Origin of the sequence: Salinarimonas sp., assembly GCF_040111675.1 — a bacterium.
GTDB lineage: Bacteria > Pseudomonadota > Alphaproteobacteria > Rhizobiales > Beijerinckiaceae > Salinarimonas.
Map to the genome: position 1 here is coordinate 749,354 of NZ_CP157794.1, position 27,000 is coordinate 776,353.

At 72.0% G+C, this 27,000-nt stretch carries 27 protein-coding genes and 1 tRNA gene; 16 read left to right on the forward strand and 12 right to left on the reverse strand.

Features of this window, described 5'->3' with window-relative positions:
* The first annotated feature begins 65 nt into the window (after positions 1-65).
* From ABL310_RS03435 to ABL310_RS03445, 3 genes are all read left to right on the forward strand, one after another.
* A complete protein-coding gene (locus ABL310_RS03435; RefSeq protein ID WP_349370312.1) occupies positions 66-1,253 on the forward strand; it encodes an efflux RND transporter periplasmic adaptor subunit in 1,188 nt (395 codons plus the stop codon).
* Positions 1,250-4,426, forward strand: coding sequence for an efflux RND transporter permease subunit (locus tag ABL310_RS03440; RefSeq protein ID WP_349370313.1), 3,177 nt, complete (start codon positions 1,250-1,252; stop codon positions 4,424-4,426). The genes ABL310_RS03435 and ABL310_RS03440 overlap by 4 nt, the downstream gene beginning before the upstream one ends.
* A gap of 78 nt (positions 4,427-4,504) precedes the next feature.
* A complete protein-coding gene (locus ABL310_RS03445; RefSeq protein WP_349370314.1) occupies positions 4,505-5,743 on the forward strand; it encodes a cyclopropane-fatty-acyl-phospholipid synthase family protein in 1,239 nt (412 codons plus the stop codon).
* A 13-nt stretch (positions 5,744-5,756) separates the two neighbouring features.
* On the opposite strand, the gene ABL310_RS03450 is transcribed toward ABL310_RS03445, so the two are convergent.
* From ABL310_RS03450 to ABL310_RS03460, 3 genes are all read right to left on the reverse strand, one after another.
* Positions 5,757-6,584 (reverse strand): RNA methyltransferase, encoded by an 828-nt coding sequence (locus ABL310_RS03450; RefSeq protein WP_349370315.1) that lies wholly within the window; start codon positions 6,582-6,584, stop codon positions 5,757-5,759.
* A 2-nt stretch (positions 6,585-6,586) separates the two neighbouring features.
* A complete protein-coding gene (locus ABL310_RS03455) occupies positions 6,587-7,468 on the reverse strand; it encodes a class I SAM-dependent methyltransferase (RefSeq protein ID WP_349370316.1) in 882 nt (293 codons plus the stop codon).
* A gap of 170 nt (positions 7,469-7,638) precedes the next feature.
* On the reverse strand, positions 7,639-8,793 hold the full coding sequence (locus tag ABL310_RS03460) for a pyridoxal phosphate-dependent aminotransferase (protein ID WP_349370317.1): 1,155 nt from the start codon (positions 8,791-8,793) through the stop codon (positions 7,639-7,641).
* Positions 8,794-8,913: 120 nt separating this feature from the next.
* On the opposite strand from ABL310_RS03460, the gene ABL310_RS03465 reads away from it, so the two are divergent.
* The 3 genes from ABL310_RS03465 to ABL310_RS03475 all read left to right on the forward strand — a co-directional run bounded on the left by ABL310_RS03465 (position 8,914) and on the right by ABL310_RS03475 (position 10,388).
* Positions 8,914-9,354 carry an Lrp/AsnC family transcriptional regulator gene (locus ABL310_RS03465; RefSeq protein ID WP_349370318.1) on the forward strand — a complete coding sequence of 147 codons (441 nt, stop codon included), beginning with the start codon at positions 8,914-8,916 and terminating at the stop codon, positions 9,352-9,354.
* Positions 9,355-9,444: 90 nt separating this feature from the next.
* Positions 9,445-9,990 (forward strand): Fur family transcriptional regulator, encoded by a 546-nt coding sequence (locus ABL310_RS03470; protein WP_349370319.1) that lies wholly within the window; start codon positions 9,445-9,447, stop codon positions 9,988-9,990.
* Positions 9,991-10,124: 134 nt separating this feature from the next.
* Entirely contained in the window at positions 10,125-10,388 is a 264-nt protein-coding gene (locus tag ABL310_RS03475; protein ID WP_349370320.1) for a hypothetical protein, read from the forward strand.
* Between the two features lie 277 nt (positions 10,389-10,665).
* On the opposite strand, the gene ABL310_RS03480 is transcribed toward ABL310_RS03475, so the two are convergent.
* From ABL310_RS03480 to ABL310_RS03490, 3 genes are read right to left on the reverse strand one after another with little or no spacing between them, the layout of a single operon-like run.
* Positions 10,666-11,031, reverse strand: coding sequence for a response regulator (locus ABL310_RS03480; RefSeq protein WP_349370321.1), 366 nt, complete (start codon positions 11,029-11,031; stop codon positions 10,666-10,668).
* Positions 11,032-11,042: 11 nt separating this feature from the next.
* Entirely contained in the window at positions 11,043-11,606 is a 564-nt protein-coding gene (gene hpt, locus ABL310_RS03485; RefSeq protein WP_349370322.1) for a hypoxanthine phosphoribosyltransferase, read from the reverse strand.
* Between the two features lie 18 nt (positions 11,607-11,624).
* On the reverse strand, positions 11,625-12,461 hold the full coding sequence (locus ABL310_RS03490; RefSeq protein ID WP_349370323.1) for a DUF3426 domain-containing protein: 837 nt from the start codon (positions 12,459-12,461) through the stop codon (positions 11,625-11,627).
* A 153-nt stretch (positions 12,462-12,614) separates the two neighbouring features.
* Here ABL310_RS03490 and ftsE point away from each other — a divergent pair, with 153 nt between their 5' ends.
* The 4 genes from ftsE (at position 12,615) to ABL310_RS03510 (ending at position 16,029) form a co-directional block, all read left to right on the forward strand.
* On the forward strand, positions 12,615-13,280 hold the full coding sequence (ftsE, locus tag ABL310_RS03495) for a cell division ATP-binding protein FtsE (RefSeq protein ID WP_349371986.1): 666 nt from the start codon (positions 12,615-12,617) through the stop codon (positions 13,278-13,280).
* 188 nt (positions 13,281-13,468) lie between these two features.
* Positions 13,469-14,383, forward strand: a complete 915-nt coding sequence (locus ABL310_RS03500) for an ABC transporter permease (protein WP_349371987.1) — start codon at positions 13,469-13,471, stop codon at positions 14,381-14,383.
* Between the two features lie 130 nt (positions 14,384-14,513).
* On the forward strand, positions 14,514-15,203 hold the full coding sequence (locus ABL310_RS03505; RefSeq protein ID WP_374730363.1) for a YdcF family protein: 690 nt from the start codon (positions 14,514-14,516) through the stop codon (positions 15,201-15,203).
* A gap of 58 nt (positions 15,204-15,261) precedes the next feature.
* The gene (locus ABL310_RS03510; protein ID WP_349370324.1) at positions 15,262-16,029 is read left to right on the forward strand and encodes a 1-acyl-sn-glycerol-3-phosphate acyltransferase; all 768 of its coding nucleotides are present in this window, start codon (positions 15,262-15,264) and stop codon (positions 16,027-16,029) included.
* Positions 16,030-16,238: 209 nt separating this feature from the next.
* On the opposite strand, the gene ABL310_RS03515 is transcribed toward ABL310_RS03510, so the two are convergent.
* Positions 16,239-18,077, reverse strand: coding sequence for an ABC transporter transmembrane domain-containing protein (locus tag ABL310_RS03515; RefSeq protein ID WP_349370325.1), 1,839 nt, complete (start codon positions 18,075-18,077; stop codon positions 16,239-16,241).
* A 181-nt stretch (positions 18,078-18,258) separates the two neighbouring features.
* Between ABL310_RS03515 and rpmE the strand changes: the two genes are divergently transcribed.
* The 3 genes from rpmE to ABL310_RS03530 all read left to right on the forward strand — a co-directional run bounded on the left by rpmE (position 18,259) and on the right by ABL310_RS03530 (position 19,699).
* Positions 18,259-18,495 carry a 50S ribosomal protein L31 gene (gene rpmE, locus ABL310_RS03520; protein WP_349370326.1) on the forward strand — a complete coding sequence of 79 codons (237 nt, stop codon included), beginning with the start codon at positions 18,259-18,261 and terminating at the stop codon, positions 18,493-18,495.
* A gap of 180 nt (positions 18,496-18,675) precedes the next feature.
* Positions 18,676-18,751 (forward strand) — tRNA-Thr (locus ABL310_RS03525).
* A 27-nt stretch (positions 18,752-18,778) separates the two neighbouring features.
* Positions 18,779-19,699: an aminoglycoside phosphotransferase family protein gene (locus ABL310_RS03530; protein ID WP_349370327.1), complete on the forward strand. Its 921-nt coding sequence runs from the start codon at positions 18,779-18,781 to the stop codon at positions 19,697-19,699.
* A 39-nt stretch (positions 19,700-19,738) separates the two neighbouring features.
* On the opposite strand, the gene ABL310_RS03535 is transcribed toward ABL310_RS03530, so the two are convergent.
* The gene (locus ABL310_RS03535) at positions 19,739-20,758 is read right to left on the reverse strand and encodes a sensor histidine kinase (protein ID WP_349370328.1); all 1,020 of its coding nucleotides are present in this window, start codon (positions 20,756-20,758) and stop codon (positions 19,739-19,741) included.
* Positions 20,759-20,828: 70 nt separating this feature from the next.
* Positions 20,829-22,286, reverse strand: coding sequence for an ATPase domain-containing protein (locus tag ABL310_RS03540; RefSeq protein WP_349370329.1), 1,458 nt, complete (start codon positions 22,284-22,286; stop codon positions 20,829-20,831).
* A gap of 145 nt (positions 22,287-22,431) precedes the next feature.
* On the opposite strand from ABL310_RS03540, the gene ABL310_RS03545 reads away from it, so the two are divergent.
* A complete protein-coding gene (locus ABL310_RS03545; RefSeq protein WP_349370330.1) occupies positions 22,432-23,346 on the forward strand; it encodes a type II toxin-antitoxin system prevent-host-death family antitoxin in 915 nt (304 codons plus the stop codon).
* A gap of 46 nt (positions 23,347-23,392) precedes the next feature.
* Here ABL310_RS03545 and ABL310_RS03550 read toward each other — a convergent pair whose 3' ends face one another.
* Positions 23,393-24,487 (reverse strand): DUF2336 domain-containing protein, encoded by a 1,095-nt coding sequence (locus ABL310_RS03550; protein ID WP_349370331.1) that lies wholly within the window; start codon positions 24,485-24,487, stop codon positions 23,393-23,395.
* A gap of 224 nt (positions 24,488-24,711) precedes the next feature.
* Here ABL310_RS03550 and ABL310_RS03555 point away from each other — a divergent pair, with 224 nt between their 5' ends.
* A complete protein-coding gene (locus ABL310_RS03555; protein ID WP_349370332.1) occupies positions 24,712-24,837 on the forward strand; it encodes a hypothetical protein in 126 nt (41 codons plus the stop codon).
* A gap of 16 nt (positions 24,838-24,853) precedes the next feature.
* Here ABL310_RS03555 and ABL310_RS03560 read toward each other — a convergent pair whose 3' ends face one another.
* Both ABL310_RS03560 and ABL310_RS03565 read right to left on the reverse strand, forming a co-directional pair.
* Entirely contained in the window at positions 24,854-25,459 is a 606-nt protein-coding gene (locus tag ABL310_RS03560) for a flavin reductase family protein (protein ID WP_349370333.1), read from the reverse strand.
* Between the two features lie 10 nt (positions 25,460-25,469).
* Positions 25,470-26,036, reverse strand: a complete 567-nt coding sequence (locus ABL310_RS03565) for a nitroreductase (RefSeq protein WP_349370334.1) — start codon at positions 26,034-26,036, stop codon at positions 25,470-25,472.
* A gap of 98 nt (positions 26,037-26,134) precedes the next feature.
* Between ABL310_RS03565 and ABL310_RS03570 the strand changes: the two genes are divergently transcribed.
* Positions 26,135-26,998: a hypothetical protein gene (locus ABL310_RS03570; RefSeq protein WP_349370335.1), complete on the forward strand. Its 864-nt coding sequence runs from the start codon at positions 26,135-26,137 to the stop codon at positions 26,996-26,998.
* Positions 26,999-27,000: the final 2 nt, after the last annotated feature.

Below are 27,000 nucleotides of genomic sequence, written 5' to 3' on the forward strand. Positions count from 1 at the left end.
CCAGCCTGCGTTGCCGTTCGGTCTCCAGCTTGGCGGCGCGTCCGCCGCACCCGACGGGAGCATGCATGCAGCGCGCGACGAAGCGGCGCCTTAGCGTCGCAGCGGGCGTCCTCGGCGCCTTCATCCTCGGTCTCGTCCTCGCCGCCCTGATCGGCGAGCCCGTCACCTCGCGCGTCCAGAGCGCGGCGGGCGCCGTGCAGAGCCTCGTTTCCGGCGGCGAGGAGGAGGAGAGCGGCGAGGGGCAGGAGCGCCCGCCGACCGCGGTCACCTTCGCCGCGGTCGAGACCGGCGTCGCGGAGGAGCTCTACCGCGCCGTCGGAGAGGTCGCGGCGGAGAACCGCGTGCGCGTCACGCCCTCCGTGCCGGGCATCGTGGAGAGCGTCGAGATCGGCGACGGCGAGCGAGTCGCGGAGGGCGACACGCTGGTCCTGCTCGACAACGACCAGCAGGAGGTCGCCCTCGACGCGGCGCAGGCGGCGCTCACCCAGGCGCGCGAGGCCTACGAGCGCACGCAGACGCTCATCGAGGACGGCTACGCGACCGAGGCCGAGCTCGAGCGCGACCGCACCGCCTTCATCGAGGCCCGGGCCGACGTCGAGCGCGCGCGCCAGATGCTCGACGATCGCGCCGTGCGCGCGCCGTTCGCCGGCGAGGTCGGCATCGTCGCGGTGGACGAGGGCGCCTACGTCCAGCCCGGCGAGATGCTGGCGAGCCTCGCCACGACGGGCGACCTGGTCGTGCGCGTTTCCGTGCCGCCGCTCGTGGCGCGGGGGCTCTCGCCGGGGGACGCCGTCACCGTGGAAGGTCCGCAGGGCGAGACCTACGACGCGAAGATCGCCTCCGTCTCGCCGCTGGCGGACCCGCGGTCCCGCACGGTCGCCGTGGAGGCCGCGATTCCCGAGCCGGGCGCGCTGCGGCCGGGCTCCTTCGCCTCGGTCTCGCTCGTCGAGGCGCGCCGCGAGAACGCGCTGTTCGTGCCCGCCGAGGCGATCCTGCTCCAGGGCCAGCTCGCCTTCGTCTTCAAGCCGACGCAGGAGATGACGGCCGAGCGCCGGCGCGTCGAGGTCGGCGTGCGCCGCGCCGGGCGCGTCGAGATCCGCGAGGGGCTCCTCCCGGGCGATCGCGTCGTCGTCGAGGGCAAGCAGAAGCTCTCCGCCGGCATGCGCATCGCGCCGGCCGGGGAAGGGGGCCCGTCGGGCGGTCCGCCGGACGGCGGCGCCCGGCAGGAGGCGAATGCGGGAGAGAGCGGATGAGCCTGCCCTCGATCTCCGTCCGTCGTCCGGTCCTCGCCGCGACGATCGCGCTCCTCGTCGTCGTTCTCGGCGTGGCGGCGCTCCTGTCCATGCCGGTCCGAGAGTACCCGGACATCGAGCGCCCGGTCGTCTCGATCACGACCGTCTATCCCGGCGCCGCGCCGGAGGTGGTGGAGCGCGACGTCACCCGCATCGTCGAGGATTCGCTCTCGGGCGTGACCGGCGTCGAGCTGATCCAATCGACCTCGAAGGCCGGCGCCTCGACGGTCGACGTCACCTTCGACCTCGGCCGCGACATCGACGCCGCCGCCTCCGACGTGCGCGAGAACGTCTCCGCCGTGCGCAACGACCTGCCCGACGCCATCGAGGAACCGGTCGTCGCCAAGGCCGCGGCGGACGCGCAGGCGATGATGTGGCTGACGCTGCAGAGCGACGTGCGCGACACGCTCGCGCTCACCGATCTCGCCGAGCGTCGGCTGAAGGACCCGCTCTCGGTCCTTCCCGGCGTCTCGCAGGTGCTCGTCGGCGGAGCCCAGCGCTACGCCATGCGCGTCTCCCTCGACGTCTCGGCGATGGCGGCGCGCGACGTCACCGCCGCGGACGTGACCCGCGCCCTCAGGGCGGAGAACATCGAGGTGCCGGCCGGACGCATCGTCGGTGAAAGCCGGGAATTCACGGTGCGCACCAACACCCGCCTCGACGCCCGGCGGGATTTCGCCGACCTCGTCATCCGCGAGGGTGGGCCGGGCGGCGCGCGGATCACGCTCGGCGACGTCGCGGACGTGAGCGTCGGCCCCGAGGACCGGCGCTCGGCGGTCTTCACCGACGGCGAGCCGGCGGTCGGGCTCGGCATCATCCGCGCCACCGGCGGCAACACCGTCGCCGTGGCGGATCGGGTGCTGGCCGAGGTGGAGACCCTGCGCGAGAGCCTGCCGGCCGACATCTCGATCACGACGTCCTACAATCAGGCCGTCTTCGTGCGTCAGTCGATCGAGGAGGTGGTGACGACGCTCGGCATCACCGCCGTGCTCGTCGTCGCGGTGATCTTCCTGTTCCTCGGCTCGCTGAAGGGCACGCTGGTGCCGGCGGTGACGATCCCGGTCTCGCTGATCGGCACGTTCGGGGTGCTCTATCTCGTCGGCTTCTCCATCAACGTGCTGACGCTGCTCGCCCTCGTCCTGTCCATCGGCCTCGTCGTCGACGACGCCATCGTCGTGCTGGAGAACGTCACCCGCCGGCGCGAGGAGGGGGAGCCGAAGCTCGCCGCCGCCGTGAACGGCGCGAACGAGGTCTTCCTCCCTGTCGTCGCGACGACGCTGGTGCTCGTCGCCGTGCTCGCGCCGATCGCGGCGCTGACGGGGACGATCGGGCGGCTGTTCACCGAGTTCGCGGTGGCGCTGATGACGGCGATCGTGATCTCGTCCTTCCTCGCGCTGACCGTCGGCGCGGCGATCGCCTCCGTCGTCGCTGAGCCGGCACGTGGCGCGAACGAGGAGCGCCGCGGCGGCTGGCGGGCCGCGATCGCGAAGCCGCTCTCCTGGTTCGGCAAGGGCATCGACAAGCTCGAGGCCGGCTATTCCCGCCTCGTCGGCTGGCTCGTGCGCCACGCCTGGATCGCGGTGGTCGCCTGCGTCGTGCTCGGCGCGGGCGGCTACGGACTGCTGCAGAGCCTGCCCTCGACGCTCGCGCCCGACGAGGACCGCGGCTTCGTCATCGTGCCGACCTCGACCGCCCAGGGCTCGACCATCGACGAGACGATCGCCGCGCTCGACGCGGTGCGGGAGATCGTCGCGCAGTACCAGGGCGAGGGGAAGCCGGTGGACGGCACCACCGCGCTCGTCGGCGTCGGTGGCGGCGGCGCGCCGGACGTGACGAGCGGCATCATGATCGTGCGCCTGAAGCCCTGGGGCGAGCGCGAGACGAGCCAGATGGACCTCGTCGACGAGCTGCGCGGGAAGATCGCCGCCCTGCCGCAGGCGCGCGCCGTGCCGATCAACCCGTCGGGCCTCGTGCCGCAGGGCTTCGGCAAGCCGGTGCAGTTCGTGCTGCAGGGGCCGGACTACGAGACGACCGAGGGCTGGGCCCGCGAGCTCGTCTCCTGGGCCCGCGCCGAGGCGCCGGTTCAGGCGCTCGAGCTCGATTTCGACCGCGCCACCCCGCAGGTCGAGGTCGCGATCGACCGCGACCTCGCCGCCGAGCTCGGCCTCGACGTCGCCGAGATCGGCGACGCGCTCCGCATCGTGCTCGGCGGGGACGACATCACCGACTGGGTCTACGAGGGCGAGACCTACGAGGTGATCGTGCGCGCCCTGCCGCGGGACCGCGCCGCGCCGGTCGATCTCGGCCAGGTCCAGGTGCGCACCCGCGGGGGCGAGCTCCTGCCCTTGTCGATCGTCGCCGACACGAGCGTGATCGGCGCGCCCGACGCCTACCGCCGGGTCGACCGCCGCCCGGCCATGGTGATCACCGCCGTGCCCGACGGGGCCGCGCTCGGGACCGTGATCGAGCGCTTCCAGGGGAAGGCGGACGAGATCCTCCCCACCCGCGGCGACACGGCGACGCTGGGGCTCTCGCGGGAATTCATGAAATCGACGACCGGCATCTGGAGCGTCTTCGGGCTCGCGCTGATTGTCGTCTTCCTCACGCTCGCGGCCCTGTTCGAGAGCTTCGCCTTCCCGGTGGTGATCCTGGTCGCGGTGCCGCTCGCCGTCGCGGGCGGCCTGTTCGCGCTCTTCGTCGCCGGGCTCTCCTTCAACATCTACTCCCAGATCAGCCTTCTGCTGCTCGTCGGGCTCCTCGCCAAGAACGCGATCCTCGTCGTCGACTTCGCCAACGACCGCCGCGGCGAGGGCAAGGAGATCGTCGAGGCGACGCTGGAGGCGGCGCGCACGCGCTTCCGGCCGATCCTGATGACCTCCATCGCCACCGGCTTCGGCGCCGTGCCGCTCGCCCTCGCCACCGGCGCCGGCGCGGAGGCGCGCTCGACCATCGGCATCGTCATCCTGGTGGGCATCGCGGTGGCCACCGCCGTCACGCTGCTGGTCGTACCGGGGCTCTACGTGCTCTTCGCCAAGGTGGCGAAGGTCCCGGGGCGGCGGCAGAAGCGGGTGTCGCGGGAGCTCGAGGAGGCGCGGCAGGGGCGCGAGGAGGAGCGGGCGCAGGCGGCGGAGTAGCGGGCAGTGCGCCGTCGGGCGCTTGCCACGCCCCGCCGGGTTCGGCCAAGCTGCGCGCCGGACCTCGGAGGATCGCCCGTGAAGCTGTTGCCGCATCTGTTGAGGCGCTTCGTGGCGAAGGGGCGCCTGACCGTGATCGATCACGCGGGCGCGCGTCACGCGTTCGGCTCCGGCGAGGACGGGCCCGCGGTGACGATCCGCTTCACCGACGCGAAGGTCGAGCGCGAGATCTTCCTCAATCCGGAGCTTCGGGCGGCGGAAGCCTACATGGACGGGCGGCTCGTCTTCGAGGAGGGCTCCGGCGTCTTCGACCTGCTCCGGCTGTTCTCCGTCAACCGCGCCGGGCTCGGAAGCCATCCGCTCCAGCAGGCGCTGCGCCGTTCCTGGAAGGCGCTGCGGGGCGTGCATCAGGCGAACGAGCGCGGCCGCGCGGCGAAGAACGCGAGCGCGCACTACGACCATCCCGAGAGCTTCTACCGGCTGTGGCTCGACGAGCGCATGGCCTATTCCTGCGCCTATTTCGAGCGCCCCGACCAGAGCCTCGAGGACGCGCAGCTCGCCAAGTTCCGCCACATCGCCGCGAAGCTGAAGCTCGAGCCGGGGATGCGGGTGGCGGAGATCGGCTCGGGCTGGGGCGGGCTCGCGATCTACCTCGCCAAGGTCTGCGGGGCGCAGGTGACGGCGATCAACGTCAGCCCCGACCAGCTCGCGGCCTCGCGCGCCCGGGCCGAGGCCGCCGGCGCGGCGGGGTCGATCGCCTTCGTCGAGCAGGACTACCGCGAGCTGACCGGGAGCTTCGACCGGGTGGTCTCGGTCGGCATGATGGAGCATGTCGGCGTCGCCCATTTCGACGCCTACTTCGCCGCCGTCTCGCGGCTCGTCGCCCCCGGCGGCTTCGCCCTGATCCACGCGATCGGGCGGATGTCCCCGCCCGGCTCGACCGCGCCGTTCATCCGCAAGTACATCTTCCCCGGCGGCTACGTGCCGGCGCTCTCCGAGGTGTTCGCCTCGACCGAGCGCAGCCGCCTCTGGGTCGCCGACTGCGAGATCCTGCGGCTGCATTACTACTGGACGATCAAGGCCTGGCGCGAGCGGTTCACCGCCCGCCGGGCGGAGGTGGCGGCGCAGATGGGCGAGCGCTTCGCCCGCATGTGGGAATTCTACCTCGCCGCCGTCGAGCTCGGCTTCCTCGACGGCTCCAACATGGTCTTCCAGATCCTCGTCGCGCAGACCCGCGACGCGGTGCCGGTGCGGCGCGACTACATGCTCGACGAGGAACGCCGGCTCGCGGCGCTGGAGGCCGAGGCGGCGGTCTGACCCGGCTCGCGCCTCAGGGAGCGAGCGCCCGGTCCTCCGGCTCCGCGATCCCGTAGAGGGCCACCGCGGTCGCGATCGCGAGGTTGAGGCTGTCGGCGCGGCCCTGCATGGGGATGCGCACGAGATCGGTGCAGGCGCCCGCGATCGCCTCGGTGACGCCGGCCTGCTCGTTGCCCATGACGAGGAGGATCGGCGCGCGCAGATCCGCGCGGCGGTAGTGCTGCGAGGCCGGCAGCGCCGTGCCGACCACGCTGCCCGGCCAGCGCGCGGCGAGGGCGAGGAAATCGGCCTCCGAGCCCTCGAAGACCGGCACGGCGAAGATCGAGCCCATCGAGGCGCGCACGGCCTCCACCGAGGCCGGATCGCAGGTCTCGCCGACGAGAAGCACGCCGCCGGCGCCCACCGCGTCCGCCGTGCGCACGATCGTGCCGAGATTGCCCGGGTCGCGCACCCTATCGAGGGCGACGAAGACGCGCGACGCGGCGGGGTCGATCTCCGCGAAGGGGCGGCGCGTCCAGCGGAAGGCGGCCACCACGCTCTGGGGGTTGTCCTTCTTCGCGACCTTGGCGAGCACCTGGTCGTCGACCTCGAGGCACTCGCCGCCCGCCGCGAGGCAGGCCTGGCGCAGGCGGCGCACCACGTCGCGCTCGCGGCCCTCGCGGTGATAGACCAGGATCTCCGGGGCCCGGCCGTTGTCGAGGGCCTCGAGCGCCGTGCGCGCGCCCTCCGCCAGGAACAGCCCGCTCTCGCGCCGTCCCTTGCGGTCGTGCAGCGCCCGCAGCTCCTTGACGGTCGCGTTGGACAGGCTCGTCACCTCCCGCACCCGCGGATGCTCGGCCATCTCTACGCCTCCGGAGTCCACCGCGCGAAGAGCGAGGTGGAGAGGTGGCGGTCGTTCGCCTGGTCGCGGGTGACGAGCTCGCCCGATGCGATATGGCCGCCCCGCGCCCCGAAGGCGTCGCGCATCAATTCGTGCAGGGTCATGAAGGAGAGCCGCACCGCGTAGGCCGTGAGCGTGACGAAGCTCGGCTCCCTCGAGAGCAGCTGCCGGGAGAGGTCCATCAGGAGCGGCAGGTGCTCGAACAGGTGCCAGACCTCCCCGTTCGGCCCACGGCCGTAGCGGGGCGGGTCGAGCAGGATCGCGTCGTAGGTGTTGCCGCGGCGGATCTCGCGCTGGGCGAACTTCACCGCGTCGTCGAGGATCCAGCGCACGCCCTTGTCGTCGAGCCCGGACGCCGACTGGTTCTCCTTGGCCCAGGCGATGGCCTTCTTCGAGGCGTCGACATGGGTGACCTTCGCGCCCGCCCGCGCGCAGACGAGGCTCGCGACGCCGGTATAGCCGAAGAGGTTGAGCACCGAGATCGGCCGCCGGTCGGCCTTGATCCGCGCCTCCATCCAGTCCCAGTGCACGATCTGCTCGGGGAAGATCCCGACATGCCGGAAAGAGGTCGCGCGGCACAGGACGGTGAGGTCGCGCACGCAGACCGGCCAGTCCCCCAGCCGCTTGCCCTTGAACTTCCAGGCTCCCTGCTCGGCCTCCTCCGCCGCCTCGAACGCGGCGTCGGCCTTCGCCCACAGGCCGGGGTCGCCCTTCGCCCAGATCGCCTGGGGCTCGGGCCTGTCCATGACGACGCGGCCGAACCGCTCGAGCTTGCGCCCTTCGCCCGTGTCGAGCAGGCGATAGCCGTCCCAGCCGTCGGTGATGAGGAGATCCGCGTGGCGCATGCGCGGGGTTTAGCAGGGGGGTGGGGGAGGGGGAAGGGGGGTGGCGAGCGTTGGGCCGGCGCACGGGACGGAGGGATCGGCGCGCGCGGCGGTCTTTCGGGTGTCGGGGCGCCGACATGGCCGGTACTGGTGTGGGCGACCCGCGCATGCAGAGCCGGACGGCGCGGCTTCTAGCGCCCGGCCGCGTCCCGCAGAGCCTGTCCGAGGGCCTCCAGCGCATCGGGCAGCACCGCGATCGGCAGATGGCCGAAGCCGAGGCGAAAGCAGCGGTCGTCCGCGCCGAACCAGGGTCCGGGCGCGAGCAGCAGCTCGCGGCGGGGCAGGGAGTCCCGGAACCGCACCAGGCCCGCCGCGTCGACGGCCTCTTCGCGCAACCGAATGCAGCACAGGGCGCCGCCGTCGGGCCGCACCCAATCGACCAAGGCCGCCTGGGCGCCCTGCCAGCGCGCGACCATTTCGAGCCCTTCCGCGAGCAGGCGTCGCCGCGGCGCCAGCACGGCTTCGCGCCGCTCGAGCAGGAGGGCGGCGAGGTGCTCGTCGAGAGGCGAGCCGGAGATGACGATGTTCATCTTCGCCGACTTGAGCCGTTCGCGCAGGCCGGGATCGCCCACCGTCATCCAGCCGACGCGCAGGCCCGGCGCGCCGAAGGCTTTCGACACCGAGGCGGCGGTGACGACCCGCGGATCCAGGCCGGCGAAGCTCTCCGGCGGCTGCGCATCGCCGTACGTGGCGAAGCGATAGGTCTCGTCGACGAAGAGCAGGGCGTCCGGCGCGCGTTCGGCCATGCGATCGAGCACGGCGCGCATGGCGCCGGCGTCGATCGCGACGCCGCTGGGATTCTGCGGCGTGGCGATGCTCACGAGACGCGTCGTCGGCGACAGGCGCGCGGCGAACGCCTCGAGGTCGATGCGGAAGCCCCGTTCGAAGGCGAGGGGAAACTCCGTGATCCGCACGCCGCCGGCGATCAACGTGTCCCGCGTCGGCGGGAAGCAGGGAGAGAAGAGCGCCACCTCGTCCCCCGGGCGGCACAGCTCGATCGCGAGGAGATAGATCGCGAGCGCCGTCCCGGTCGTCGCCAGGACCGTGTCAGGCGCGACGCCGGACATCTCCGCCACGACGCGCCGCAGGCGTTCCGCGCCCGCCGAGGCGCCGTAGCCGAGGACGATCGGCGCGACGTCGTCCCAACCGACGAGCTCGATCAGCTCGGCCATGGTCAGGTCCCGGCCGGTGCTCTCGGCCAGGTTGAAGCGCCGGCTCGTGTCCAGCAGGGAGATGATGTCGCTGGGCGGAAAACGCCCTGCCCAGGTCGTCGCGATCTCGTCCATCGCTGCTACCGCGCCCCCGTTCCGCAACCCGGTTTCAACCGCTAGACTAGATGGGCGCGTATGGGTAATCTACATCGTCGGAAAGCGACGTTGATCCTTCCCGGGGGTATTCTTCTCGCCATGGATGCGTTGAGCACGAAAATTCTGCGCGCCTTGGCCCGTGACGGGTCTCTCACCCAGGCCGCGATCGCCGAGGAGGTCGGCCTGTCGCTGTCCGCCTGCCAGCGCCGGATCAAGGCGCTGGAGGCGACCGGCGCCATACGCGGCTATCGCACGCTGATCGACCCAGCGCTCCTCGACGAGGGACTGACCGTCTTCGTCGCCGTCGACCTGGCGCGGCATGCGCGCGCGCAGATCCAGGCGTTTCAGGCCGACGTCGCCGCCCTGCCCATGGTGAAGGAGGTCCATCGCGTCGCCGGGGCGCACGATTACCTGCTGCGGGTCGCCGTGAAGGACATCGCGGCCTACGAAGCCTTCTACGCCGATCGCCTGACGGCGGTCGGCGGCATCGCGCGAATCACCAGCTTCGTGGCGATGTCGACCCTCGAGGACCGGCCCTAGCCGGCCTCGCCCCGCCGCGTCCGCGCGGCCTCGGCCTGTTTCGCGAGGTCGCGCTTTGGCTGACGCTCCGCGCCTGCTATATCGACTGCGATGAGCGAGAACGCCTCCGACCAGGGCCCCGACCACGCGCACGCCCCGTGCGCCCACGCGCACGCCCGCGCCGCCGCCCTCCCCGAGGCGATCGCGGCGGCGCAGGCGGCGTGCGCGGAGCGGGGGGTGCGGCTCACGCCGATCCGCAAGGCGGTGCTCGAGGCGCTGTTTGCGAGCCACGCGCCGTTGGGCGCCTACGAGATCCTGGACGCGCTCAACGCGGCGGGGGCGGAGGAGGGGCCCGGCGAGAGCAAGTCCGGGCGGGGGCTCGCGCCAATCGCGATCTACCGGGCGCTCGATTTCCTCATCGAGCAGGGCTTCGCCCACAAGCTGACGAGCCGCAACGCCTTCACCGCCTGCCCGCACGACCACGCGCCGCACGAGCTCGTCGCCTTCCTGATCTGCGACGTCTGCGGGGGCGTCGACGAGCTCTCGACGACGCCGCTCGCCGAGGCGATCGGCGCGATGCTGGCGACGGAGCGCTTCGCCCCGCGCCAGCAGGTGCTCGAGATCGCGGGCACCTGCGCGCATTGCCGCGGCGGCTGAGCCGTTGTCTGCACGGGGTTTTCCACGGATTGTGGCGATGGCGTTAACCCTTTCGTAAACCCCGCCTGTGCGGGGACGGGCGAATCTCGTAGGGTCCTTTCCGAGCCGCACAAGACGGCCGAACCGGACGAGACATGACCAGCCCCACGCCCACCACCGACGACCGCGACGACGATCTGGCCGCCGAGGAGAAGCGCTTCGCGCTCGACCTCGTCTCCGAGGCGTTCACCGAAGGCCGCATCGAGGGGCTCGACCCGGATTGCCTCGCCCACGCCGCGATCTTCGCCGGCTTCGAGGAGCTGGTCTCCACCTACGGCGAGGACGCGGCCGCGGACTATGCGGAGAGCCTGGTGAACCGGATCCGGTCGGGGGGATTCTCCACCGCCCCGCGGCATTGAGGGCCGTCGACGGCACGCATGCGTACTCGCATTCCGGTCGACGTCGGGATGCGTCGTCGCCGTGCGATGCGTTCTCGCCGAGCGTACGGAGCCGGGAGCGATTCGGGTCCGTCCTGTCACGATGGTTCGAGCCGTCGCCGCAACCCGTCCGGGTCCCCGTCGACGTCTGTGCGCCGAGGAGCGGCAAGGCGCCGTTCACGGCCGCTCGGCTCGACTGCCTCGCCGAGATCGGGTTTCGTCGCGGCGCTCGATCTGGACCTGCCCTTCGCGACCGGCCTCAGCCGGCCAGCGCCTTCGCCACCGCCTCGCGGATGTCGGCCAGCGAGAACGGCTTGGCGAGCACGTCGGAGACGATGGCGTCGAGGTTCTTCGCGCGCTCGCGCTGCTCGGCGTAGCCGGTCATCAAGAGGATGGTCAGGTCCGGCTGCTCGCGCTTGGCCGAGAGGGCCAGCGCGATCCCGTCCATGATCGGCATGCGGATGTCGGTCACGAGGAGATCGTAGGCCGCGCCCTCGGCGGTGAGGAGCTCGAGCGCGTCCGAGCCGTTCTCCGCCGTCTCCACCGCATGCCCGTCCATCTCGAGGCCGCGCTTGAGCAGGGCCCGGACCGGCTCCTCGTCGTCGACGAGCAGGATGTGCGCCATGGCTTTCGTCCTCAGCTCGGTTCGAACAGGTCGGGCGCGTCGGACTTGGTGTCGATCACGCCGACGAAGGGCAGCTGCCGGTAGGAGTGGGCGATGTCCATGCCGTAGCCGACGACGAACAGGTCCGGGCAGCGGAAGCCGACGAAATCGGCCTCGATGTGCACGGCGCGCTTGCCCGGCTTCTCGAGCAGCACCGCCGTGTAGACCTGGCGCGCGCCGCGTGCGGCGAGCAGGTCCTTGGCGAAGACCAGCGTACGGCCCGATTCCAGGATGTCGTCGATCAGGAGCACGTCGCGACCCTCGATGGCGCTCTCCACGTCGCGCAGGATCGTCACCTGCCCGGAGGAGACCGTCGCGTCGCGGTAGCTCGACAGGTGGATGAACTCGACCTGCGGTGCGAGCCCGGCGCGGTGGAGCGCGCGGATCAGGTCGGCGGCGAACATGAAGCTGCCCTTGAGCACCGCGACCACGAGCAGGTCCTTGGGCGCGGACGCGACGATCTCGGCCGCGAGCTCCTCGCAGCGCTTGGCGAGGGTCTTTTCGTCGAACAGCACGCGCACGCGTGAATCGGCCATGATGGATAAACCTCGAGGTCAGGGGCTCGTCCGCGCCAAGGTGGCGCGGGAAGCGGGCGCAAATCTGACCAATACTTGCCGCGCTTCGGCCGGCGGCGCAACGAGGCGGGCGCGGAAGGGCGCGCTTTCCCCCGGCGCGAGATCGCCGCGGGGCGGGTCGATCGTCCAGGAATAGAGCGCCGTCTCGGTCTCGTCGCGCAGCGACAAGGCGAGGGGCGGCACCTGTCGCCTCTCGCGCGCGACGTTGGCGACGACGCCCTCGACCTCCAGCACGCGCGAGCCGTCCTCCTCGAAGCGCGTCGAGACGACGCGCTCGATGGACAGGCCGCGCAGGTTCACCTCGAGCCCGACCAGCGCGTAGACCCGCGCCATCTCGGGCGCGGCGCGCACCACGCTCTCGCGGGCGAGGAGCCCGTAGGCGAGGGCGACGGCCAGCACGAGCGCGAGGAGGGGCGCCGCGCGCATCCGCCCGGAGAGGCCGGCGAGCGCGCCCGCGCCGCGCGCCTTCAGCGCCTTGGCGGCGATCGCGGCCGAGGGGCGGGCACGGCGGGACTGGGCGTCGACCACGAGATCGGGCGCCGCCCCCCCGTCCTCCGCGAAGGCGGCGTCCTCGGCCGGGTCCGCGTCCATGTCGGCGAAAGCGGCGTCGACGTCGGCCTGGCCGAGATCGCCGGCATCCGCATCCGCCGCCTCCGCTTCCTCCGGCATGTCGTAGATCAGCTCGTCCGTGTCCGGCTCCGCCTCGGCGAAGAAGGTCGTGCGGCACGACGCACAGCGCACGGTCCGGCCGCTCGGCCTCAAATGCGCCGGGTCGATGACGTATTCGCTTGCGCAGGACGGACAGGTGATCAGCATGGCGAATCAGATGAGCCCCGCCTCGCCGCATGCGAGGGGCGGTGATCCATTGGCGAAGGTTCTGGTTAAGGCGGCGTGAAGAGCGAAGACGACGACGCATTCGAGGACGACGAGGAGGACGCGCCGCCGACGCTCGACGTCGGTGCGGGCGACATCCCCGTCGTGCACTTCGAGAACGTGGGCGTGCGCTACGGCCTCGGGCCGGAGGTGCTGCGCGACCTCACCTTCTCGGTGGCCCCGCGCTCCTTCCAGTTCCTCACCGGCCCCTCGGGCGCGGGAAAGACGACGCTGCTTCGGCTGATGCTGATGTCGGTCGCGCCGACGCGCGGGCTCGTCACCATCTTCGGCGAGGAGGTCAGCCGCATCGACAAGGCGCGCCTCACCGAGCTGCGCCGGCGCATGGGCGTCGTCTTCCAGGATTTCCGCCTGCTCGACCACCTGACGCTCTACGAGAACGTCGCCCTGCCGCTGCGCGTCCAGGAGCGCGAGGAGGCGAGCTACCGCGCCGAGGTGACCGAGCTCCTCGCCTGGGTCGGGCTCGGGCATCGCATGCACGTGATGCCGCCCGTCCTCTCCGGCGGCGAGAAGCAGCGCGCCGCGATCGCCCGCGCCCTGATCACCCGCCCGGAGCTGTTGCTCGCGGACGAGCCCACCGGCAATGTCGATCCGGGCCTGGCGCGGCGGCTGCTGCGGCTGTTCATCGAGCTCAACCGGCTCGGCACCTCGGTCGTGATCGCGACGCACGACCTCGCCCTGATGGATCTCGTCGACGCGCGCCGCCTGGTGCTCGGCGACGGCCATCTGATGATCGACGACTAGGGACGCGCATGCGCCGACGGCACGACATCGACGAGGCGACCGGGGACGACGCGGACGCGTTCGCGCCGCAGGAGCCGTTCCACCGGACCGACGAGGAGCGCTTCGACGACGGCTTCGCCGGCGCTCCCGAGCGGCCGCTCGACATCGGCCGCCATGCGCCGCAGCCGACCCTGATCGATCCCGACGCCATGGCGCGCCCCTCGCTCACCCGCGACGCGCCGCTCGTGCCGGTCGATTCGGCCGCGAGCCGGGCGCTGATGGCGGTGATCGCCATCCTGACGTTCCTGGCCGCGCTCTGCGCCGGGGCGGCGGAGATCGTCGCCGCCAATTCCGCCGCCTGGCGCGAATCGGTGGCGCGGGAGGCGACGATCCAGATCCGCCCGCGCCCGCAGGTCGACATCGAGGACGCGGTGGCCCGCGCCTCCGCGCTCGCCCGGGCGACGCCCGGCGTCGCCGCGGCCGAGCCGTTCTCCGCCGGACAGTCGGCGCAGCTGCTCGAGCCGTGGCTCGGCTCGGGGCTCGATGTCGGGGAATTGCCGGTGCCGCGCCTCATCGTGGTGCGGCTCGAGCCCGGCGCCGACCCGGACTTCTCGGATCTCCGCGCGGGACTCGCGGAGATCCCGGGAGCCAGCCTCGACGACCACGCGCAATGGATCGCCCGGCTCTCGGCCATGGCCAACACGGTCGTCGCCGTCGGCGTCGCCCTCGTCGTCCTCGTCCTCGCGGCCGCAGGGCTCGCCGTGGCCTTCGCCACCCGCGGGGCGATGGCGGGCAACCGCGACATCGTCGAGGTGCTGCATTACGTGGGCGCCGACGACGCCTTCATCGCGCGCGAGTTCCAGAACCGCTTCCTGCGGCTGGGGCTGAAGGGCGGGGCGATCGGCGGCGGCGCCGCGGTGGCGCTGTTCGCGCTCTTCGGCTGGCTCTCCGCCTCCTGGCGCGCCTCGCCGGCGGGAGACCAGATCGAGGCCCTGTTCGGCGGCTTCGAGGTCGGCTGGCGCGGGGCGGCCGTGATCGTCGTCATCGCGCTCGCGGTCTCGGGCGTGACCGCGCTCGTCTCCGGCGTCTCGGTGCGACGCATGCTCGCGGGCGCGAGCGAATGAGGCCGCGGCTACGGATGTGGTCAAAGGTCCGCCGCAATCGCGTCTATCGTCGATGGGCGTCATGTCGGGACAGACGCGAATCGCAGGCGCGGCCGGACCCAGCGCGATCCGGCCCGAAAAGGAGCCGGGCGTGAGAGCCACGCGTCGTCGCCGCGGCACGCTGCGGCGTCTCGCCTCGATCCTGGTCGGCGCCCTCGCGCTCGGCGCGCTCGCGGTCGCGATCGGCTTCTTCGCCTTCGTCGGGACCCTCGACCGGAGCGCCGCCGCGCCCGCGCGGGCCGACGCCATCGTCGCCCTCACCGGCGGGTCGCAGCGCGTCACGGACGCCCTCGATCTGCTGGCCCGAGGCAAGGGCGATCGGCTGCTGATCTCCGGCGTGCACGAGACGACGACGCTCGCGGAGATCGCCCGCCTGAATCCGGGCCAGGAGCGCCTCCTCGACTGCTGCGTCGATCTCGACCACCGGGCCCGCAACACGATCGGCAACGCCATCGAGACCCGCCGCTGGGCGGCCGAGCGGGGCTTCTCCTCGCTGATCGTGGTGACCTCGAACTACCACATGCCGCGCACCCTGCTCGAGCTCGACAACGCCCTGCCGGACGTCGAGATCATCCCCTACGCGGTGGCGCCCGTCGGCCTCGACACGCAGGCCTGGTGGCGCGAGCCGAACGCGGCGCGGCTGCTCGCGCTGGAATATCTCAAGTTCCTGGCCGTGTGGCTGCGAACCACCGTCGAGGCCGATCCCGAGCGCTCGACGGCGGCGCATCTGATGAGCGGCCTGCGGGCGCCCGTGTCGCAGGGCGCGGCCACGGAGATTTGATTCGCGACGCTCAGCGGCTAGAAGGGCGACGCACCCGCCGCTCGCCCCAAAGGCCGCCATGCTCGTCCTGCGCTCGTTCGCCTTCAACGTCCTCTACTACCTGAACCTGATCGTCTGGATGCTGATCCTGCTTCCGACGCTGGTTCTGCCGCGGGCGGTGTTCCGGGAGGTGGCGCGGGCCTGGGCGCATTCCTCGCTGTGGCTGCTGCGCGTCGTCGCCGGCACGCGCGTGTCCTGGCGCGGGCTCGACAAGATCCCGCCCGGCGGGCTTCTCGTCGCGGCGAAGCACCAGTCGCTCTGGGAGACCTTCGCGCTCCTCACGATCCTCGACGACCCCGCCTACGTGCTCAAGCGCGAGCTGATGTGGATCCCGGTCTTCGGCTGGTACGCCTGGAAGGCGCAATCCGTGCCGATCAACCGCAAGGGCCGCTCGGCGGCGCTCGCCGAGCTCGCGGTGAAGACCGAGCAGGCGCTGGCGGGGGCGCGGCAGGTGATCCTCTTCCCCGAGGGCACGCGCCGGCCGCCGGGAGCCGAGCCCGCCTACAAGTACGGGATCGTGCATCTCTACGACAAGCTGAAGGCCCCGGTCCTGCCGATCGCGCTCAATTCCGGCGTCTACTGGCCGAGGCGCAAGTTCCTGCGCCGGCCGGGCACGATCGTTGTCGAGGTGCTCGAGCCGATCCAGCCGGGACTCTCGAAGGAGGCCTTCTTCGCCGAGCTGCAGCGGGTGATCGAGGAGGCGTCGAACCGCCTCCTCGCCGAGGGCCGCGGCGAGCTCGTGCAGGAGGGCATCCCCCAGCCGGCCGACGAGCGGCCGGGGGGATGAGGGGGACGGTGCCGGGCCTGCGACCGTCATCCCGGACGCCGAAGGCGATCCGGGACCTATACCCACCGACGTTTCCCCGCGTGCGCATGGCGCGCGCGCAGCTCCGCCATCGACGGCCGATACGGCTCGCGATGCGGCGGCATGCGCCGCAAGACTGGCGTCGGCGGGTCTGGGTCCCGGGTCCGCTTCGCGGCCCGGGATGACATAGATCACTCCGCGGCGTGCGGGCGCTGGACGGCTTCGGCGTCCGAGAACTGGAGCCGGGCGAGGCGGGCGTAGAGGCCGCTCTTGGCCACCAGCGTGTCGTGGTCGCCCTCCTCGACGATGCGGCCCTCGTCCATCACCAGGATGCGGTCGGCGGAGCGCACGGTGGCGAGGCGGTGGGCGATGACGAGCGTCGTGCGGCCCTGCATCAGCCGATCGAGCGCCTCCTGCACGGCGCGCTCGCTCTCTGCGTCGAGCGCGCTCGTCGCCTCGTCGAGGAGCAGGATCGGCGCGTCCTTGAGGATGGCGCGGGCGATGGCGATGCGCTGGCGCTGGCCGCCGGACAGCGTCACGCCGCGCTCTCCGACGAGGGTCGCGTAGCCCTCCGGCAGGGCGCGGATGAAGCCGTCGGCGCTGGCGAGGCGGGCGGCCTCGCGCACCTCGTCCTCGGAGGCGTCGGGGCGGCCGTAGCGAATGTTGTCGAGGACGCTCGTCCCGAAGATCGTCGGCTCCTGCGGCACCAGCGCCAGCCGCTCGCGCAGGCGCATCGGGTCGGCCTCGGGGACCGGCACGTCGTCGACCAGCACGCGGCCGGCCTCGGGGTCGTAGAAGCGCAGGATCAGCTGGAGCACGGTGGACTTGCCCGCGCCCGAGGGGCCGACCAGGGCGACGCGCTCGCCGGGCTGCAGGGCGAAGGAGACGCCCTCCAGCGCCGGGGCCTCGGTACGGGTGGGGTAGTGGAAGCGCACGTCCTCGAAGGCGACGGAGCCGACGGAGGGCTCCGGCAGGGGCGTGGGCTTCTCCGGCGCCTTCACGGCGGGCAGCGCCTTCAGGATCTCGCCGAGCCGCTCGGCCGAGCCCGCGGCCTGGGCGAGCTCGCCGTAGACCTCCGAGAGCTGGCCCATGGCGGAGGCCGCGAAGACGGCGTAGAGCACGAACTGCCCCAGCGTGCCGCCCGTCATCGTGCCAGCGAGAACCGATTGCGCGCCGTACCAGAGCACGCCCACCACGCTCGCCGAGACGAGGAAGATCGCGGCCCCGGTGAGGATCGCGCGCGCCCGCACGGAGACGCGGGCGGCGTCGTAGGCCTCCTCCGCCGCGTGGGCGAAGCGCTCGGCGGTGGCGCGTTCCATGCCGAAGGCCTGCATCGTGCGCACGGCGCCCACCGCCTCCGCGGCGAAGGCGGACGCGTCGGCGAGCTTGTCCTGGGCGACGCGTGAGCGCCGGCGCACCTTGCGGCCCGAGACGATGATCGGCACCACGATGAGCGGAAGCGCCACCAGCACGAGGCCGGAGAGCTTGGGGCTCGTCCAGATCATCAGCGCCACGGCGCCGATCAGCAGGACCACGTTGCGCAGCGCGATGGAGATCGAGGCGCCGAAGGCGGCCTTCACCTGCGTCGTGTCGGCGGTGAGGCGCGAGACCAATTCGCCCGCGCGGCTCGCGTCGAAGAAGGCGGGATCGAGGAGCGTGAGGCGACGAAACACCGCGGCCCGCACGTCCGCCACCACCCGCTCGCCGAGCGTGATGACGAAGTAGTAGCGCAGCGCCGATCCCGCCGCGAGGAAGAACACCACCACGATCAGCATGCCGAAATAGGCGCTGATCAGGTCGCCCTGCGCGTCCGAGAAGCCGTGGTCGATCACGCGCCGCACGGCGATGGGCACGGCCAGCGTCGCCACCGAGGCGACGACGAGCGCGACCATCGCGGCGACGATGCGCGGCTTGTAGCGCAGGGCGAAGCCGACGAGCGGCCTCAAGGCGCTCAGGTTGGCGCGGCCCGCCTTCTGCGTCCCTTCCGCCAGGGCGTCTCGCCCGCGGCGCTTTCCGATCTCGTCCGCCATCGTCCTCTCGTGTGCAAACTCTACCCGATGCGGCGCGCCGCCTCGCTTGAAATGGGCTCGCCCGTGAGGTATAGCCCCGCGATCCCAGTCACAGGCTCGACATAACGTCGCAAGCCGTCGTCGTCACGCGGGAAGCGAGAGGCGCGGCCCGTCGACGTGACGGCTTCAAGGAGAACAGGTTATGGCAAAGGCCGCCACCAACCATCCGGATTATCACTTCATCACCGTCCAGATGACCGACGGGACGACCTACCAGACCCGTTCCACCTACGGCAAGGAAGGCGACACCCTCCCGCTCGACATCGACCCGAAGACGCATCCGGCCTGGACCGGCGCGTCCCAGGCGCTGCTCGACCGCGGCGGACGCGTCTCGCGCTTCAACAACCGCTTCGCCGGCATGACGTTCGGCCGCAAGTGACGGCCGACGTCGGGCGAGGACGTTCGACGGTTTCTCGAATCGCACGCGGCTCCTGTCTCGCGTGCGCGCCCCGGCCGCCCCGCGGCCGGGGTTTTCGCGTTCGGCGACCGGGCGGACGCGCTTGCGCGCACGCGCGCGCGCTGCTACCCGTTGCCCGTCCGGCCTCGCGGGCATGGACGCGCCGGCTTAGCTCAGCTGGTAGAGCAACCGCCTTGTAAGCGGTAGGCCGTCGGTTCGAGTCCGACAGCCGGCACCATACGCGATCCGTCGCTTAGGCGAGACGATGCCGGCTCCCGACCTCCTCCCCGATCCCGACGGCCGCATCGCGCCCTCCGTGGAGCGCGTGCGCCGGCTCGTCGCCGCGCAGTTCCCCGGCTACGCCCACCTCCCCGTGACCCCCGTCGCGCGCAGCGGCTGGGACAATCGCACCTTCCATCTGGGGGACGCGTATTCGGTGCGGCTGCCCAGCGCGGCGCGCTATGCGGCGCAGGTGGAGAAGGAGCATCGCTGGCTGGCGCACCTCGCGGCGGCGCTCGCCGTGCCGTTGGCGACGCCGGTGGCGACAGGGCGGCCGGGGGAGGGCTATCCCTATCCCTGGTCGATCTTCCGCTGGCTGCCGGGCGCCCCCGCCGAGGCCGCGCCCCCCGCCGACCCCGTGGCCTTCGCCGAGGACGTCGCGGATTTCCTCCGCGCCCTGCACCGGGTCGACACGACGGGCGCCCCCGCCGCGGGCGAGCACAACTTCTTCCGCGGCGGCGCGCTCTCGGTCTACGACGGCGAGACCGAGGCCGCCCTCGCGACCCTGAGCCGGACGATCGACGTCCCCGCCGCCCGCGCCCTCTGGGCCCGTGCCCTCGCCTCGCGCTGGGAGCGCCCGGCGGTCTGGGTCCACGGCGACGTCTCCGCCGGCAACCTCCTCGTCGACGAGGCGGGCCGGCTCGCGGCGGTGATCGATTTCGGCTGCATGGGCGTCGGCGACCCCGCCTGCGACCTCGTGCTCGCCTGGACCTTCCTCGACGGGCCCGCCCGGGACGCCTTCCGCGCGAGGCTCGACCTCGATCCCGAGACCTGGGCGCGGGCGCGCGGCTGGGCCCTGTGGAAGGCGGCGATCACGCTGGCCAATACGCCGGGGACGGACACCGCCAAGGCGGCGGAGGCGCGCCGGGCGCTGGACGCGGTGCTCGCTGAGCATGCCTTGGCCTGAGAGTAGGCGAACTTTCCTTTACAGGCAAAACGGCAGCCGTTATGGTTCGATCATGCCAGCGCTGAGATCCGATGCCGGACGCCAACGCCCGTCCTCCGGCTCGATCGGGATCGCCATTCGGCAAACGACGCCGTTCGGGTCGAACGAGAGCTTGCACGCGCCGTCCAACTCCGTCGGCATGATCCGCTCGATCAGGGTCGTCCCGAAGTTCTTTCGGACAGGCGCTTCGACGCGCGGGCCGTCGCGCTCGGTCCAGTCGATGGCCAGGATCGGCGCTCCCCCGTCGGCGTCTATGCGCCAGTCGACCTCCACGCGACCGCCCTCGACGGAAAGCGCCCCGTACTTTGCGGCGTTCGTCGCCAGCTCGTTAAGCGTCATCGCCAGGGTGAGCGCCGCCTGCGGCCAGAGGACGACCTCCGGACCCTCCAGCGACAGGTTGCCCTCGTCCCGGAACGAGGCGAGCGTCGAATGGACCAGATCGCGCAGCGTCGTGCGCTTCTCGTACTCGCCTGCGAGCGTGTCGTGCGCCCGCGCGAGCGCCAACAGGCGTCCCTGAAAATCCGAGAGAAAGGACTCGACGTCCTCGGCATTGCGGCCGGACAGCTTCGCCATGCCCTGCACCTTGGCGAGCACGTTCTTCACCCGATGGTCCAGCTCGCGGAACAGGAACTCCACATGCGCGCGCTGCTCGTCGAGCCGCACGATCTGGTCGCGGATGGCGTATTGCCGCTCTCGGGACCGTGCCAAGGCATGCAGCGCGCCGGACAGCACGCGGGCGCGGATCGGACGCTCGAGCACCACGAGATCGATCGCCGCGCCGAGACCGCGCAACCTGGCGGACCCGCCGCCGGACGCGTCCTCCACGAGGGCGAGCACCGGCAGCGACGACCAGGACGGCTGCCGTGCCACCGCCCGCGCCAGGGCGGCGTCGGCGGTCGCCGCCAGAGCCTCTTCCGTAAGGATCAGGGCGAGCGAATCCTCGCCGAGCCGGCTCTCGAGGGCTTCGGCGGGGCAAGCGTGCGCGGCGAGGCCGTCGCCGCGCGCCAGCTCGACGAGCACCTCCGCGTCTCGTCCGAACGGCGCGCAGACGAGAACGCGGTGGGCTTCCTCGCCGTCCGGAGCGCTCGCCTCAGGCCGCGACATCCCGCACCGCTACCGTTTCCCCGCCGATGACGAGCTCGCGCGCCGCCGTCTCATGGTCGCCATGACGCTTCTTCACCACCGTCACGGTGCGCCTGAGGTCGCTCCCCTCCGTGCCGTAGCGCAGGAGGACCACCGTGTCCGCGAGATAGGAGGTGTCCGCCTCCATGCGCACCGCGCCGCCGAGAAGGCCGTGCTGAGCCATGACCAGGATCGTCAGGACGTTCCTCCGCGACAGGAAGCTGAGCAGCGAGTGGAGCTGGACGACGAGGTCGCGCCCTTCCGGAAGCGCGCCGAGATAGCCGGTGAGGCTATCGATCACGACGACGCGGGCGCCTTCGTCGACGACGGCGGAGACGACCGCGCGAGCGAACTCTCCCGGCGAGGTCTCGGCGGGATTGTAGTGCGTCAGCGCCAGGGCGCCGCTGGCCTCGACCTCGGCGAGATCGAGCCCGATATCGCTCGACCGACGGCGAAAGACCTCGGGCCGCTCCTCGAACAGGAACATCGCCGCCCGGTCGCCGCGCTGGGCGGCGGCGCGGGCGTAGACGGTGCCGAGGGTCGACTTCCCGGTGCCGGCCTGTCCGACGATGAGGCAAGTCGTGCCGTGCTCCAGCCCGCCGCCGAGCATCTCGTCCAGCTCCGGGATCGCGCAGGCGACATGATCCCCGTTCAGGGGCGTGCCCGTGAGTTCCGGGACGACCCGCGGGAACACCGCGACGCCCCCCGTGCGGATGACGAGATCGTGCCAGCCCTCGACGAAACGATGGCCGCGCATCTTCGCGACGCAGACGCGACGCAGGCTCGCGCCGTATTCCGGGACGCTCGCCTCCAGGAGCACGACGCCGTGGGCGAGCCCCTCGAGCTGGCGGTCGCCGAGCTCGGGGCCCGGATAGTCGAGAAACAGCGCCGTCGCCCCGGCCGCGACGACGAATTCCTTGAGCAGGATGAGCTCGCGGCGGTAGCCGAGCGAATCGCCGGACAGGAGCCGCAGCTCGAAAAGCGAGTCGAGAACGACGCGCTCGGGCTTCGAGCGCTCGATCGCGCCGCGAATGCCGGCGATCATGGACGAGAGCTCGACGTCGGCCGTGTGCAGCACCGTCTGCCGCTGGGCCGCCTCGCGGGCGAGGTCGAGGGTCTTGATCTCCTCCACGGTGATGCCCGCCGTGTCGAAACCGTGCGACGCCGCGGAGCGGCCGAGGTCGCGCGCGCTCTGGGCGATCGTGATGAAGAGCGTCGTTTCGCCGCGGCGCGCGCCTTCGAGCAGAAATTGCAGCCCGACGGTCGTCTTGCCGGTTCCCGGCTCGCCCTCGACGAGGTGGACAGCGTGGCGCGGCAAGCCACCGAAGAGGATTTCGTCGAATCCTGCGATGCCGGTCGCAGCCAGAGCGGTCTCGTTCCCGGACGCGCCGTCCACCTCGGTGGTCCCCATCGTCTTCGTTCTCACCATGTTTTTCGGATACCCTACCCAAATATCCGGATTTCTTCCGCGAACGCAATCCGTTTCCGCGTGTTGTCTCCGGAATCATCACGACTGCGCGCGGGAAGAAGCTCTGCTATTCAGCACACTTCGGCGAAGCGAGGGTTCCGAGGTGACCGCGAGGAAAGAGGTGCGCATCAGCGCCGCGGAGGTGAGCCGCAATTTCGGCGCGGCGCAGGAGCAGGCGCAGGACGCGCCCGTCGTCGTGACGCATCACGGCAAGCCGCGCGTGGCGCTTCTCGACTACGCGGAGTACGAGCGCCTGCGCGAGGCGGGGCGTCCGCCGCTTCAGGGCGGCGACGCCGAGGCGCTGCGGCGCAAGCTCAGGCTTCTGCTCGACGCCATCGCCGAGGGCTACGTCTCGCTCGACGCCGAATGGCGGATCGTCACCGTTAATCGCGTGGCGGAGTTCTATTTCGGGCGGGATCGCGCCGAGGTGGAGGGGAGGGTTCTCTGGGACGTCTTTCCCGCGGCCGCGGGCGGCCGGGTGGCGCATGAGCTCGGGCGGGCGATGAAAGGGGGTGAGGTCGTCGCCTTCGAGGCCTCCTCCCCGACCTTTCCCGAGCGCCTGGTCGACGTGCGCGCCTACCCGCTGCCGCTGCCGGAAGGCGGCATCGCGATCCTGTTCTCGAACGCGACCGAGCGCCGCCGCCTGACCGAGGCGCTGGCCAAGAGCGAATCCCGGCTCAGGGCGCTCCTCTCGGGCATGGTCGACACCGCCGTCGTCGGCTTCGACGCGGCCGGCGTCGTGAACTCCTGGAGCCCGGGCGCCGAGGCGCTGTTCGGGACGACGGAGGCCGAGATGCTCGGCCGCAGCATCGAGGCGATACACACCCCCGAGGAGCGGGCCCGCGGCGCGCAATGGGCCGCGATGGCGCGGGCCCGCGGCGACGGCGTGATCGAGCTGGCGGGAGACTACGCGGCGGCGGACGGGTCGCGCGTTCCCGCCTCGGGACGCCTGATCGCCGTCGCAGACGGCCCGGGCGGCGCGTTCCTGATGGTGATCCGCCGACGGGACGGCGATTGAGCGTCCGAGGCTTCATGGAGGCGGAGCTGCCGGGGGTCGGCGGTCCCTACTGCCTGAGCCCCCGCTCCTTCGCGAGCGCCTGGCGCAGCACGCGCCGTGCGGTGGCGGGACCCAGCCGCTCGTAGGTGGCGCGCGCGTCCTCCATGAGGACGTCGGGCGGGATGCGCCCGAGCTTGGCCTTGAGCAGGTGGCGCACGGTCTTCCAGCCGAAATCCGAGGCGCGGGCCAGCACGAGGATCGGCGCGTAGGTCGCCGCGTGAAAGGCGCGGGCGACGAATTCCACCGGCACGCCCTGGACGATCGCGATCACGCACAGCGCCTCGGCGGCCTTGCCGTCGAGCAGCGCGCCGAGCGCGTCGATCTCGGTGAGGCCCTGCTCGGCGGCGCGCTCCTGCATCGCCGCCATCGGCTCGGCGAACTGGCCGAGCAGCGTACGCTTGTCGCCCTTCTGCGCCAGCTCGCCGCCGATGCGCTCGATCAGCGCGCCGAGCATCTCGGGGTCGGCGCCGGTCTCGGCCGTGAGCGTCTCGCGCACCGTGGCGCGGGCCTTGGCGACGAGGGCGGCGATGCGCCCGGAGAAGGCGTCGTCGCGCTCGGCGAGTGCGCGCACCAGCGCGTCGTCGGACTGCGCGCGGGCGACGAGAATCGCGGTGCCGTCGGCCGAGAAGGCGGCGCCGGGATTTCCGGCGGCGGTGACGACGACCCGCCGCCCGCCGCGCTCGAGCAGCGCGTCCGTCAGCGCCTCCGGCACGCTCGGCCGCTTGGCGATGGCGGTGAGGTGATCCTGGCCCTTCTCCCGCGCGATCCGCAGCAGCGCGTCGATGTCGAGCCTGTGCGAGCGCTCCAGCACGGGGCGCGCGACCCGGATCTCGTCGTCGCTGGCGAAGCCGAAGACCACCTTGCGCGGCGCGTTCGGGCAGTCGGCGAAGCGCTCGGCCAGCTCCACCCGGGCGCGAAAGGTGATGTCCCCGACGAGCTTCTCCAGCACGTCGTCGAACAGGGCGACGTGCTCCTCGGAGAGCGTCGGCGCGCGCGAGAAGAACAGGTCCGCGAGACGCTCTCCGGCGCGCCCGCGCTCCACGGCGTCGCGGGCGGCGAGCGCGCCCTCGAGGTCGGTCAGGATCGCGGGGTCGACGGGCATGGGGAACGGCTCTCCTTGCGCGTCGAGAATACGACGGAATGGTTAACCGTTCTTCACGGCGGTTCCGCGCCGGATCCGAACCGCAGGCCTTGACAAGGAGTTGAGGCCCTCGCGCCCGAACCTGCCGAACCGTGACGCTCGCAGGGCGTTGGTCTCGGCGTCGCGCAATCCGGAGGCGCGGCGCCGGAGCATCACGCTCAGGCACGAAACGGGAGGACCATTCCATGGCCAAGATCATCGACGGCGACGGCGCCCGGCAGGGCGAGACCCCGCGGCGCGTGCGCTACGTGCTCGGCTTCGGGCTGGTGGGGGTCGTCGCGGCCTTCGCCATCGTCGCGGCCGCGGTGTGACGAGACCGGGCGGCGCTCAGCCGCCCGGCGGACGCGTGATCGAGAAGCGCGTCTCCTCCGTGCACACGAAATAGTCCCGATATCCCGCCCGCGCGATGGGCTTCATCGCCGCCGTGTCGAGAACGCCGTCCTTCAGGAAGCGCTCGTCGATGTGCACGCCCACCACCTGGCCGATCGCCAGGTGATAGGTCGTCACCCCCTCGAGCGAGGTGAGCGGCACGACCTGGAGGAGCTTGCACTCGAGCGCGACCGGGCTCTCCGCCACCCGCGGCGGCCGCACCAGGCGGGAGGGTGCGGGCGTCAGCCCCGCGTGGGCGAACTCGCTCTCCCCCCGGGGCAGGGGGGCGGAGGTGGCGTTGACCGCGTCGCGCAGGTCCCAGGTGGCGAGGCTCGCGACGAACTCGCCCGTTTCCTGCGCGAAGGTGAGCGCGTCCTTCACCCCCTCCGACGAGAAGGCGACCATGTCGGGCTTGGCCGACACGGCGTTGAAGAAGGAATAGGGCGCGAGGTTCACCCGCCCCTCGCGGTCCACCGCGCTGATCCAGCCGATGGGGCGGGGGACGACGATGGCCTTGAACGGGTCGTGCTTCAGCGGGTGGCCGGCTGCGGTCTCGTAGAACATGCGCGCGCCCTCACAGCCGGGTGACGATGTCGGCGAGCTCCGGCCGCGGCCGGTCCGGCATGCGCGCCTGCGCCGTCCCGATATGGACGAAGGCCGCGATCCGCTCGTGCGGCGCGAGGCCCAGCGCGTCGAGGACGCGCCGGTCGAAGGCGATCCATTCCGTGATCCAGTTCGCGCCGAAGCCGTGGGCCTGCGCCGCGAGCATGAGGTTCTGCGCGGCCGCGCCGGCGGAGAGGATCTGCTCCCATTCCGGGATCTTCGGATGCGGCGCCGCGCGCGAGACGATCGCCACGACGAGCGGCGCGCGCGCGAGGCGCCCGCGCTCGGAGGCGCGCTGCTCCTCCGCGGCGTCCGGGTTGTCGGCGACGTAGGCCGCCTCGATCGTCTCGCCGAGCCGCGCGCCGGCGGCGCGGTCGATCACGACGAAGCGCCAGGGCGCGAGCTTGCCGTGGTCGGGCACGCGCGAGGCGATGCGCAGCATGTCCTCGAGCGTCGCGGCGTCGGGGCCGGGATCGGAGAGCTTGTGCGCCGGAGTCGAGCGGCGGGTGCGGAGCGTGTCGAGCAGGCTTGCGGTCATCGCGTCCATCATCTGTCCACAATCGGTCGAGATCGGTATAACCGCTTCCCGGCGCGGGCGCGAGCCGCCCGCCTCCTGAGAACGGTCGTCACGGGTCCATGCGTCTCCTTCTCGCCGCCTGCTTGATTCTCGCCGCCGCCCTGCCGTTCGGCGCCGCCCGCGCGCAGGCGCCGACGGCGCAGGAGGGGCTCGGCTCGCTTCCCGTCCTGCCGCAATCCGGCGAATTGACCCTCGCGGCCTTCCACGCCGATACCGGCGCGCCGATCCTCGAGGGGCTGATCTGGCGCGTCTTCGTCCTGCGCGGCGAGGAGGCCGAGCTCGTCGCCCGCGACGAGGGCGCGACGCCGCGAATCAAGCTGCCGCCGGCCAACTACATGATCCACGTCTCCTACGGCTTCGCCTCGGCCACGCGGCCGGTGACCATGCAATGGGGCGACGTGGTGGAGCGGCTCGTGATCAGCGCCGGCGGCCTGCAGGTGCGCGGCGTGGTCGGCGACATGCCGATCGCGGCGAACGAGCTGACCTACGCCGTCTTCGTGCCGGTGGCCGAGGACAAGGAAGGCCGTCTCGTCGTCGCCGAGGCGCGTCCGACGGACCTGATCCGCCTGCCCGAGGGCGACTATCACGTCGTCTCCACCTACGGCGACGCCAACGCCTCCATGCGCACCGACGTCGACGTCCGGGCGGGCCAGCTGACGATCGCGACCCTGAACCATCGGGCGGCGCGGGTGACGCTCAAGCTCGTGGCCGAGGAGGGGGGCGAGGCCTTCGCGGGAACGGCCTTCTCCGTGCTGACGCCGGGCGGCGACGTGGTGCGCGAGGCGATCGGCGCCTTCCCCTCCGTCGTGCTGGCGGAAGGCGACTACGTGCTGATCGCGCGTCACGAGGGGCGCGTCTTCACCCGCGAGTTCCGGGTCGAGAGCGGGCTCGACCGCGACATCGAGGTGCTCGCCGAGGGCTGACG